The following is a 10,146-nucleotide window of genomic DNA, read 5'->3' on the forward strand; positions in this document are numbered from 1 at the left end:
GTAATACCATGACCGAGCTACACCTCACCGACGAACAGCTCGCCTCACTGGCGGCGGAAAACGTGCGCTTGCGCCAGTTGCTCAATGCCAGCCAGATGCTGCAGGACACAGTGTTGATTGCCGAGCTGATCGGCGTCTCGCCCAACCCGCTTAGCCATAAAGTCATTATCAATCGCGGCAGCAAAGATGGTGCGTTTAAAGGCCAACCGGTACTGGATGCGTTTGGCTTGATGGGGCAGGTTATCGAGGTGGGTGAGAACTCAAGTACGGTGCTGCTGATCTCTGATTCGACCCATGCGATTCCGGTGCAAGTCAACCGCAATGGGGTGCGCGCTATCGCTGAAGGCACGGGTGACTTGAACAGTTTGAGTCTGCGCCATGTGTCAGCGAACACCGATATCCGCGCGGGCGATCTGCTGGTCAGCTCTGGCTTGGGTGAGCGTTTTCCGACGGGGTATCCGGTGGCGGAAGTGCTGCAAGTGGTGCGTGATCCGGGTAAGGCGTTCTTGACTGTCATCGCCAAACCAATGGCGCGTTTGGATCGCAGCCGTCATCTACTATTGGTCTTTGAAAACCGCGACCGAGCCAGTGTGCCTGGGGCTCTGAGCGTGCCCGCAGCAGAAGCCGCTTCATCGGCAACATCGGCCGCGTCTAGCTCCGTGGGTGGTGCTCGCTAATGCCCAGCCCGCAGCTTAATCTCTACTTTATTGTTGCCCTGAGTTTTTTGATGGCATTGGTGCTGTCAGTTTATCCTCTGCCGATGGATATGCGCTGGTGGCGCCCTGAGTTTGTGTTGGTGGTGGCGATCTACTGGATCTTTTTTATGCCGCTGACCGTGAGCTTTACCCTGCTTTGTGCGCTGGGGCTGTTCCAGGACCTACTGGAAGGTGTGCCTTTTGGCCAGCACAGCCTTGGCTTGGTGATAGTGGCGTATATCTGCATCCTGTCGTATCAGCGGGTACGCAATTTTTCGATCTGGCGCCAATCGGGCTGGATCTTTGTGTTGGTGGGGATCGCCCAACTGACCGATAACTGGGTACAGGGTATGGCCGGGCGTCCGCTCTCGGGCGTCCAGTTCTTATATCCGGCACTGACCAGCGCGCTTTTATGGCCAGCGTGTTACTGGTGGCTAAATGGTATGACTCATCGCTACCATCATTAACAGCTTGGCCGTTGATAATGGATAGCCCTGCACAATAATTATTCTTTGCGGTATCAGGAGTTTTCAGGGTGAGCGCAGTTGTTTCCGATGTTGTTCCAGATTTGTACCTGGCATCCCAGTCGCCCCGTAGACGTGAACTGTTGCGCCAGATTGGTGTGCGCCACGCCGTGATTTCTGCCGCTATTCCCGAACAGCCTGCCGCCGGTGAAACTGCTCTGGATTATGTGCGGCGCCTGGCGAGTGAGAAAGCCGCCGCAGGCTATGCCCAATTGCTCCAGCAACAATCGCCGATTGCGCCAGTCCTCGGCGCCGATACACTCGGTTTGCTCGACGGTGAAATTCTTGAAAAGCCGCGCGACCAAGCCCACGCCCAACAAATGTTGCGTCAACTGTCCGGCCGCACCCATCAAGTGATTACCGCGGTTGCCCTCCATTCACACACACAACAAGCGCTGCGTGTCTCCACCACGCATGTGACGTTTCGCGAACTCGGCGACGCTGAAATTGCAGCTTATTGGAAAACCGGTGAGCCACAGGATAAGGCGGGAGGCTACGGAATCCAGGGGCTGGGCGCTGTGTTTGTGAAAGAAATTCGCGGCAGCTACTCCTGCGTTGTTGGCCTGCCTATCGAGGCGACCCTGGAGTTGCTACAGGAATTTGGTGTGCCCTGGTGGACTGCCGGAGTGGATGTATGAGCGAAGAAATCCTGATCAATGTCTCCCCGGTGGAGACCCGTGTCGCCCTGGTTGAAAACGGGGTAGTACAAGAGTTTTATATCGAGCGCAGCCATGGCGAAAGCTATGTTGGCAATATCTACAAAGGCAAGGTTGTACGCGTACTGCCGGGGATGCAAGCCGCGTTTGTTGATATCGGCCTTGAGCGCACCGGCTTTATCCACGCCGCCGACATGATGCCCGAGCCGCCTGAAGGCGAAATCCGCCGCGCCGAAGTACCGGATATCCGTACGCTGGTGCGCGAAGGCCAAACCCTGCTCGTGCAGGTAGCCAAAGACCCGATCAGCACCAAGGGCGCGCGCCTGACGACCCATCTGACCCTCTCCTCCCGCTATCTCGTCTATATGCCCAACTCCAGCCATATCGGAGTGTCTACCCGAATTGAAGATGAGCCCGAGCGCGAGCGTTTGCGGCAAGCGGTGGAGACCGCAGTAGCGGAGCAAGGCATTGTCGGTGGATTTATTGTGCGCACGGTGGCTGAAGGTGCGGACGCCGATGCGATCAATGCTGATATTCCGTTTTTGCGCCAGCTTTGGGAAGATTTAAGTGCGAAACTACCCGGTTTGGGTGTGCCAGCGGAACTTCATCGCGATATGCCGCTCTATCTGCGCGCCCTACGCGATATGGCGCGCGCGCCGATTGACCGGGTGCGAGTGGATTCGCGCCTGACCTGGCAGCAGATGCAAGAGTTTGCGGCCAAGTACGCGCCCCAGTTGGTGGAGTTGATCGAGCTCTACAGTGGCGACCGACCGTTGCTCGAGCTCTACGGGGTGGAAGAGGAAATCCACCGCGCTCTGGAGCCGCGTGTGCCGCTCAAATCCAACGGTTATTTGATTATCGAGCAGACTGAGGCCATGACCACAGTGGATGTCAACACTGGCGCCTTTGTCGGTCATCGCAATCTGGAAGAGACGATTTTCAAAACCAATCTGGAGGCGGCCTCATCGATTGCCCGCCAGCTGCGGCTGCGCAATCTGGGTGGGATTATCATTCTCGATTTTATCGATATGAAAGACCCGGAGCACCAGCGTCAGGTACTGCGCACCCTGGAAAAAGCGTTGGAAAAAGATCACGCCAAAACCCGGATTACCGGGGTGTCGGAATTGGGGTTGGTGGAAATGGCGCGCAAGCGCACGCGCGAATCCTTGGGGCAGATGCTGTGTGAACCCTGCCCGGTATGCCAAGGGCGCGGGCAGGTGAAATCGGCGGAAACTGTGTGTTACGAGATTTTCCGCGAGGTGCTGCGCATGGCCCGCACCTACGACAATGAGAAATTTTTGGTGTTGGCATCGCAGCTGGTGGTAGATCGCCTGCTGGATGAGGAGGCTACTTACGTGGCTGATTTGGAAGCGTTTATCAAGCGCACCATTGAATTCAGGGTTGAGGCGCTCTTTCATCAAGAGCAGTACGATATCGTGTTGGTCTAATGTTTACCCAACACACTCCATGTAAACCCTGGTCCGGAAATAGATAGCAGTAATGACACGCGCTTTACGCAAATTGGTGAAATGGTCCTACTTCCTGATTGCCCTCGCCCTGATTATATTGGCGGTGCTGGTGCAATCCGGGCGTAGCTTTTCCCATTTGTTAGGTGGCTACAACCAAAATATTGCCAACTATTTTTCATCCAAACTCAATGCGCAGGTCACGATAGGTCAAATTGAAGCCGACTGGAATGGGCTGAAACCCAATCTGGTAATACAGGATTTCAACATCAAGAGCCAAGCTGACCAACCCATAGTCGCGTTTAAACAGGCGCGTCTGCGGCTGGACATGTTGGAGTCGCTGCTCAATTTGCGTTTGGTATGGAGCAATCTCTCGCTCAACCAGGTTGAGACGACCTTCGCCCAGACCGCAGACGGTTTTTGGCAGATTCCCGGTTTGCCCAAGCGCGCTGATGCGAGTAAGCCCGAAGTGCAGCTGGATGCCCTGCTGGATATGCTGCTCCTTTCCACACGAATTGAATTCCAGAGCAGCCATCTACGCTTTCATTTTGCGTCCGGTAAACAGGTACAGCTGGATTCGCCCTACCTGCTGCTCGAAAACACCGATGATTTTCATCGTCTCGCTCTGCAGATTGATGTGGACGCACAGCCGCGCAGTGTTTACCTGATTATGGAAGGGCAGGGAGACCCACGCGATCAGGCGCAATTTCGCAGCCATGGTTATCTGCAGCTCAACCGCTTCCCCACCAGCGAGCCTATAGCGGCGGCGAGTGCATTCCTGCTCAGCGGCACCGGCGATGCCAGCCTGCTCAGTGAAGGCATGGTGGATGCCAATATCTGGTTTGAAAGCCGTAGCAAAGGTAAAGGCTACGATCTGGTGGGGCGTTTGGGCTTGCAGCGTCTGTCGCTGCCGGTCGGGACGAACCGTCTATCACTGGATGGTTTTTCTACAGAGCTCGCTGGCTTTTGGCTGCCCAACGGCGAATGGCGCTTGGGTTTGCAACAAGTCAACGCCGCCATGAAGGCGTATAACATTAATGACGTTAACCTCGCGATTGCCTCATCCGGGTTTAAACGCCCCTTGCAAGTCAGCATGGATACACTGGATCTGGCCCGCTTCACCAATATGCTGGGCGACTCAGGTGCCTTGGGCGAGGGCAAATTGCAGGATTTGTTAAAAACCCTGGCGCCGCGTGGCCAGCTGCGCAACTTGCAGATGAGCCTGCCTTTGGACCAGCCCAAAGACTGGCAATTGCGCGCCAACCTTGACCAGATTGCAACCAATGCCTGGCAGGGTGTACCGGCGCTGAGCGGATTAGATGGTTATCTGCAAGTTGGTCAAAAAGGTGGTTTTGTCGATATAGACTCGCAGCGCCATTTCTCGATGCACTATTTGCCCACTTATGCTGAACCCATGGAGTACGGCAGCGCCAAAGGGCAGGTGGCTTGGCATCTGCAACCGGAAAGTAACCAGATTTATGTGAACAGTGGCCAGTTGGAATTCCGCAAGGGCGATGAACTGGCGCGCGGTTACATGTGGCTGGGGCTGCCATGGAAGCGCAACACCGGTGATATCGACCTGTACTTGCAGATTGGTGCCCAGCAGCTCAATGCCAGCCTTTACCAAAAATACACTCCAGCGGTAGTGCCACAATCGCTCCACAAGTGGCTAGAGCAGAGCATTGGAGAGCAGAATCCTGGTGTGGCGACCGAGGCAGGTTTTGTCTATCGCGGTACGCTCAATACCAAAAATCCTATGGCGCGTACCTACCAGTTGTATCTGGATATTGAAGATGCCGAGCTGAATTATCACCCCGGCTGGCCCGCTTTAACCCAAATGGATGGTCGTATACTGGTCAGCGATGCAAGAGTCTCCGCCAGTGTTAACGACGCCGCGATCTATACCAGCCGCGTCAAACATGCGGAAGTACGGGTTAATCCACGCGTGCAAGGCAAGGGTTCGCTGTTGGAAGTGGATGGGGAAATCACCGGTGCCGCAAGCGACGGTATCCGCGTATTGCGCGAGGGCATGTTGCGCCAATATCTGGGTAGCAGTATGGACTCCTGGTTTATGCAAGGCGATATGCGGGCACGGCTCGATCTGGCCATTCCCATCGGCACTGGCGAGGAAAAGGCGGCAGGTGCGCGCCAACAAGTTGATGTGGCACTCAATGTACCGCGCTTTGAATTACAAAACCTCAATCTGGCGCTGGACGATTTGACCGGACAAATCAGTTACAACAGCGACACAGGGATCAGTAGTAACACGCTTAAGGCGCATTTTTTTGATGAGCCGGTTGAAGCCAGTTTGAGCACCCGCAAACTTGATCATTACAGTAAAACCCTGATCGAGCTAGGCGGTGTGGTCGATGCTCAAAAAATCGCCTATTGGAGCAAGCGCCCGGAGGTACTTTTCCTGAGCGGCAGCTTGCCCTACACGGCGTTGGTAGAATTAAACCATCGCCCGCAGCGCGCTAAGAATTTTGTAGAACTGAGCCCCGAAGAGACGGCTGAGACTGTGCAATCGGAGACGGAATTTGCTGATAGCGCTTTTGCCGAAGTCACGATCACCAGCAACCTGGCGAATGTCAGCATCGATCTGCCCGCACCTTACGGCAAAGCTGTTGAAGGCGAACGGCCATTTGAATTCAAACTCTGGTTGCAAGAGAGCCAAGCGCAAATTGATGTGCGCTATAACAACGACATTCAAGCACTGCTGCGTACCGACCGGGTGCGCAATAACAGTTTGGTGAACGCCAATATCGCCCTTGCCAGTACCGCAAAACTTAGCGACCAGCCTCAATTTTTAGTTTCCGGTTTTTTGCCGGGTATTGATCTGGATGCCTTGAAAGCGGTGCAATCCCGCTACAAAACCTATAGCGACCGACTTGCCCCGGCTGTCACGCGAGCCTTGTCATCATTGCAGCCTGATGCACCTGAATTGCTAGAGCAACCCGTCGGCCTGGTCGCTGGACTGCCCTTTCGCGCCGAGTTGATGCTGGGACAATACGAACTGGGTTCAACGACGTTGGAAAACCTTAATGTCATTGCCGTACCGGTGCGCGCCGGTTGGCAGTTGCAGTTGGATAATGCAGTGGTGGCCGGTCGCTTGTTGGTACCCGACAGCCGCTTTATGCCCCTGCAAGTGGATCTTGACCGCTTGTCGTTGAGCCGTGCTGCGCTTGGTTTGGACGATCCGCAAACTACTGAATCGCAACCTATCGATCCTGCCGCAGCTGAGGTAGCAGCCACGGATGTGGTACCGGAAAAAGTGATAGATCCGCGCAAACTACCCTTGGCCAATATCACCATCAAGGCGCTGCTGATGGACGGCAACAACTATGGCAACTGGTCGCTACAATTGCGCCCCAATAACGAAGGGGTAGTGATCGACAACATCCGTGGCAGTATCCGCGGGGTAACTATCAGCGGTGTGGATGATGCGTTGGATGGCGCAAAGTTAATCTGGCAAAACACACCAGTGGGAGTGCAAACCCGCTTTATTGGCAGTCTGGATGCAGGCGATATGGCGGAAGTATTGCGCGCCTGGGACAAACCCGACACCCTTGAAAGCAAGGCAGCACACTACCGCGCGGATCTTTTCTGGCCTGGTTCGCCGCAAGATTTCCAACTGCTAAATGTGGGTGGTGATATGAGCATCAGTATTGAGCAGGGCAGCTTCAAACGCGATGCCAGCGCTGGTGATGGCCTGCTGCGCTTGATGTCGATCCTCAACTTTGACACTCTGGCGCGGCGTTTGCGCTTTGATTTTTCCGATCTCTACAAAAGCGGCCTCGCCTACGACACCATCAACGGCAAGGTTCGATTCAATCAGGGGGTATTGGTTTTTGAGGAGCCGCTGGTAGTGCGTACTCCATCGAGTGGTATGCAAATGGCGGGCAGTATCGACCTGCGCAACGAAACGATTAATACCCGTTTGGTGGCAACCTTACCTGTCGCAGGAAATATGACCTTTTACGCGGCATTGGCGACGGGACTGCCAGCGGCGGCGGGGATCTATATCGTCAGTAAACTGTTTAAAAAGCAGGTAGATCAGGCCACCAGTGTCAGTTACACCATCAAAGGTAGCTGGGATGAACCCAAAATGAAGTTTAACCGGCTGTTTGAGAGCGAGCAGAGCTTGCGCGATAGCGTGAATAAGAAGGAGGTGGAAAAGCCGCCTCCGATCAATGAGGTACAGGATGAGTCTGGTAAGAAACAATAAGGGCGCCCATTCGGCGCCCTTGTTTTTGGTAGTTTGTTTTTGTGCGCAACACGTTAATCCTGCGCTTCCAACTGCTCGCGGATAAACGCAAAGAGTTTGCGTGCACTCGCGGGCGGCTTGTTCTCTTCGCGCTCTTTTTGCGCGGTGCGGATCAACTGGCGTAAGTGCTGCACATCAATTCCGGGGCAAGAGATGACCAGTGTTTGGAAAATTTGTTTGTCGCCTTCAATCAGCAGGTCGCGATAGCGCTCTACCTGGTGTTGGCGATGCACGTATTGATCGCTGCGGTTTTGCAGTTTGTCCACTGCTGCTTTAATTTCCTCGTGGTTGCCTTCGCGCATCAGGCGACCAATGTATTGCACCTGGCGGCGGCGGGCTTCTTTGGGAGGTAATTTGCGCGCGATGTAAATCGCATCCAGCATAGTGTCGCTCAGCGGAATGCTGGCAAGTTGCTTTTCGTTCATGTCGATCAGGCTTTCCCCCAGCGCTTGCAACGCATGCATATCGCGTTTGACCTGCGATTTGCTGAGGATGAAGTCATCGGGGTTGATGTCGTCGTAGTTGTAAACCATGGCTGTAATGTCGGAGAAAGAATCAATAAAAGGGCGCGCAGCTTAGAGTAGTTGCCCAGGAACAACAACCTTTGTCGCTGGCTTTGGTTTAACAATAGGCTATTTATTCGCCTTCTTCAAAGCGGTCGGCAATCAGTGCGCGGATTGCACAGAGCGCTGCATCAGCGTCATCGCCCTCTACGCTGACTTCCAGAGCAGTGCCTTGGCTAGCAGCTAGCAGCATCAACGACATCACACTCTTGGCATCGGCCCAATTACCTTCACCCACGCGAGCGAGTACCTTGGCCTGGAATTGGTTGGCAAGGGTCGCCAGTTTGGCGGCGGCGCGCGCATGTAAGCCGCGCTTGTTGATGATATCGAGCGTTTCGGTCTGCATGATCTAGGGTTTTTTGTGTTTGTTAATATCGCGATGACGGACTTGAACATCGCTAAAACTGTGGTCGAAATGTTTTTGCAGCCGTTCCGACAAATACACCGAGCGGTGTTGACCGCCAGTACAGCCGATCGCGATGGTAATGTAGCTGCGGTTGTTGGCCTGATAGCGCGGCAGCCAGCGGGTCAGGTAATGCTCTATATCCTCGTACATCTCCTTTACGGTCATTTGCTCTTCCAGAAATTCGATTACTTCCTGATCCTTGCCAGTTTGCGGACGCAAATTGGGTTTCCAGTGTGGATTGGGCAGGCAGCGGGCATCGAAAACCAAATCGGCATTGACTGGCACACCGTGTTTGAAACCAAAGGACTCAAACAAAATCGCCATGGTTGATTCGCTGCGACCCACTACCCGCTCTTTCACCAGGTCGCGCAGTTCATGCAGATTCAGGTGGCTGGTATCGATAATCTGGTCGGCACAATCGCGTATAGGCTCCAGCAGTTGCTGCTCCGCCGCAATCGCCTCCTCCAAACTGGTGTGCTTGTCAGACAGCGGATGCTTGCGTCGGGTTTCGCTGAAGCGCTGGATCAGGACCGGTGGCTGCGAATCCAGGAACAGGGTTTGGAAGGGCAGGTGCGCCTCTTTGAGGGTGCTGATCATCTGCGGGAAGATGGCCAGATCCTGCCAGGCATTGCGCACATCGATACCAATGGCAAAGCGGTGTTGGTCGTCTTTGTGGATCTGGATCTGGGCAACCAGCGCGGGCAGCAGGCTGACGGGGAGGTTGTCTATACAGTTAAACCCCACATCCTCAAGGACATGGAGCGCCGTACTCTTACCTGAACCGGACAAGCCACTGACGATCACCAGATGCATATGAAATCCTGTTTACGATGTGGTTAGCGCTGCGTCATAGAGCGCTTCATTCGTTTTGGCGGCGCGCAGGCGCTGGCGATATTCGGCATTGTTCAGGGCGCCAGCCAGTGCTGCCAGGGTTTGCAAGTGTTCGCTGTGGGCATCTTCCGGCACCAACATGGCAAACAGAATATCGACTGGTTGCGAATCTATGGCATCGAAATCGATGGGATCGGTCAGGGTGATCAATGCGCCCACAGTGCCGCTGCAGTGTTCAATACGGCAGTGGGGGATTGCAATACCGTGGCCGATACCGGTGGAACCGAGACGCTCGCGGCCAATCAGGCGGCGGAACAATTCATCGGCATCAATATCGGGAATATCCTGCGCAATGGTGTTGGCGAGCAACTCCAGTGCGCGTTTTTTGCTGCCCCCTTCGACGCCGCAGAGGGTGCGGCTGGGGCTGATCAGGGATTGAATTTGCATGACAAGGTGATGCAGTGCATCTCTCATTAAGTAATGCAGACATCGCAAAGTAGCGATGACGGCACAGGTTCAGTTAACGATGGCGAGCTATCGCGCACTCAGCGATGGCTGCGCATCTTCTCTTTGTGTTTAATCAATTGGCGGTCAAGTTTATCGACCAGTGCATCAATGGCGGCATACAGATCTTCGTGGGTAGCTTCAGCAAATACATCTTTACCACTGACATGGATGGTGGCTTCTGCTTTTTGGATAAGTTTATCTACCGAGAGGATAACATTGGTGCTGGTGATGCGG

General features: G+C 54.5%; 10 protein-coding genes. 5 read left to right on the forward strand and 5 right to left on the reverse strand.

The features are described from left to right. The 5 genes from mreC to ACWA6V_RS10510 all read left to right on the forward strand — a co-directional run. A partial coding sequence (gene mreC / locus ACWA6V_RS10490; RefSeq protein WP_449522440.1) for a rod shape-determining protein MreC occupies positions 1 to 677 on the forward strand: 677 nt, incomplete at its 5' end. Next, positions 677 to 1,162 (forward strand): rod shape-determining protein MreD, encoded by a 486-nt coding sequence (mreD, locus tag ACWA6V_RS10495; RefSeq protein ID WP_449522441.1) that lies wholly within the window; start codon positions 677 to 679, stop codon positions 1,160 to 1,162. The genes mreC and mreD, both read left to right, overlap by 1 nt. Positions 1,163 to 1,230: 68 nt before the next feature. Further along, positions 1,231 to 1,857 (forward strand): Maf family protein, encoded by a 627-nt coding sequence (locus ACWA6V_RS10500; RefSeq protein ID WP_449522442.1) that lies wholly within the window; start codon positions 1,231 to 1,233, stop codon positions 1,855 to 1,857. Then, positions 1,854 to 3,323, forward strand: a complete 1,470-nt coding sequence (gene rng, locus ACWA6V_RS10505) for a ribonuclease G (protein ID WP_449522443.1) — start codon at positions 1,854 to 1,856, stop codon at positions 3,321 to 3,323. The genes ACWA6V_RS10500 and rng overlap by 4 nt, the downstream gene beginning before the upstream one ends. Before the next feature lie 52 nt (positions 3,324 to 3,375). Next, positions 3,376 to 7,566, forward strand: coding sequence for a YhdP family phospholipid transporter (locus tag ACWA6V_RS10510; RefSeq protein WP_449522444.1), 4,191 nt, complete (start codon positions 3,376 to 3,378; stop codon positions 7,564 to 7,566). Positions 7,567 to 7,619: 53 nt separating this feature from the next. On the opposite strand, the gene yjgA is transcribed toward ACWA6V_RS10510, so the two are convergent. The 5 genes from yjgA to hpf form a co-directional block, all read right to left on the reverse strand. After that, positions 7,620 to 8,138, reverse strand: a complete 519-nt coding sequence (yjgA, locus tag ACWA6V_RS10515; protein WP_449522445.1) for a ribosome biogenesis factor YjgA — start codon at positions 8,136 to 8,138, stop codon at positions 7,620 to 7,622. 103 nt (positions 8,139 to 8,241) lie between these two features. Continuing rightward, on the reverse strand, positions 8,242 to 8,514 hold the full coding sequence (locus tag ACWA6V_RS10520; protein ID WP_310075483.1) for an HPr family phosphocarrier protein: 273 nt from the start codon (positions 8,512 to 8,514) through the stop codon (positions 8,242 to 8,244). 3 nt (positions 8,515 to 8,517) lie between these two features. Continuing rightward, positions 8,518 to 9,387 (reverse strand): RNase adapter RapZ, encoded by an 870-nt coding sequence (rapZ, locus tag ACWA6V_RS10525; RefSeq protein ID WP_449522446.1) that lies wholly within the window; start codon positions 9,385 to 9,387, stop codon positions 8,518 to 8,520. A gap of 12 nt (positions 9,388 to 9,399) precedes the next feature. Further along, the gene (gene ptsN / locus ACWA6V_RS10530) at positions 9,400 to 9,852 is read right to left on the reverse strand and encodes a PTS IIA-like nitrogen regulatory protein PtsN (protein WP_449522448.1); all 453 of its coding nucleotides are present in this window, start codon (positions 9,850 to 9,852) and stop codon (positions 9,400 to 9,402) included. Positions 9,853 to 9,950: 98 nt separating this feature from the next. Continuing rightward, a partial coding sequence (gene hpf, locus ACWA6V_RS10535; protein ID WP_449522447.1) for a ribosome hibernation-promoting factor, HPF/YfiA family occupies positions 9,951 to 10,146 on the reverse strand: 196 nt, incomplete at its 5' end.

The organism is Cellvibrio sp., from assembly GCF_053579595.1.

Excerpts from the sequence above, each read along its gene's own strand:
- ptsN (WP_449522448.1), bottom strand. The coding sequence starts at position 9,852 with ATGCAAATTCAATCCCTGATCAGCCCCAGCCGCACCCTCTGCGGCGTC.
- ACWA6V_RS10520 (WP_310075483.1), bottom strand. The coding sequence starts at position 8,514 with ATGCAGACCGAAACGCTCGATATCATCAACAAGCGCGGCTTACATGCG.
- ACWA6V_RS10510 (WP_449522444.1), top strand. The coding sequence starts at position 3,376 with ATGACACGCGCTTTACGCAAATTGGTGAAATGGTCCTACTTCCTGATT.
- yjgA (WP_449522445.1), bottom strand. The coding sequence starts at position 8,138 with ATGGTTTACAACTACGACGACATCAACCCCGATGACTTCATCCTCAGC.
- mreD (WP_449522441.1), top strand. The coding sequence starts at position 677 with ATGCCCAGCCCGCAGCTTAATCTCTACTTTATTGTTGCCCTGAGTTTT.
- rng (WP_449522443.1), top strand. The coding sequence starts at position 1,854 with ATGAGCGAAGAAATCCTGATCAATGTCTCCCCGGTGGAGACCCGTGTC.
- rapZ (WP_449522446.1), bottom strand. The coding sequence starts at position 9,387 with ATGCATCTGGTGATCGTCAGTGGCTTGTCCGGTTCAGGTAAGAGTACG.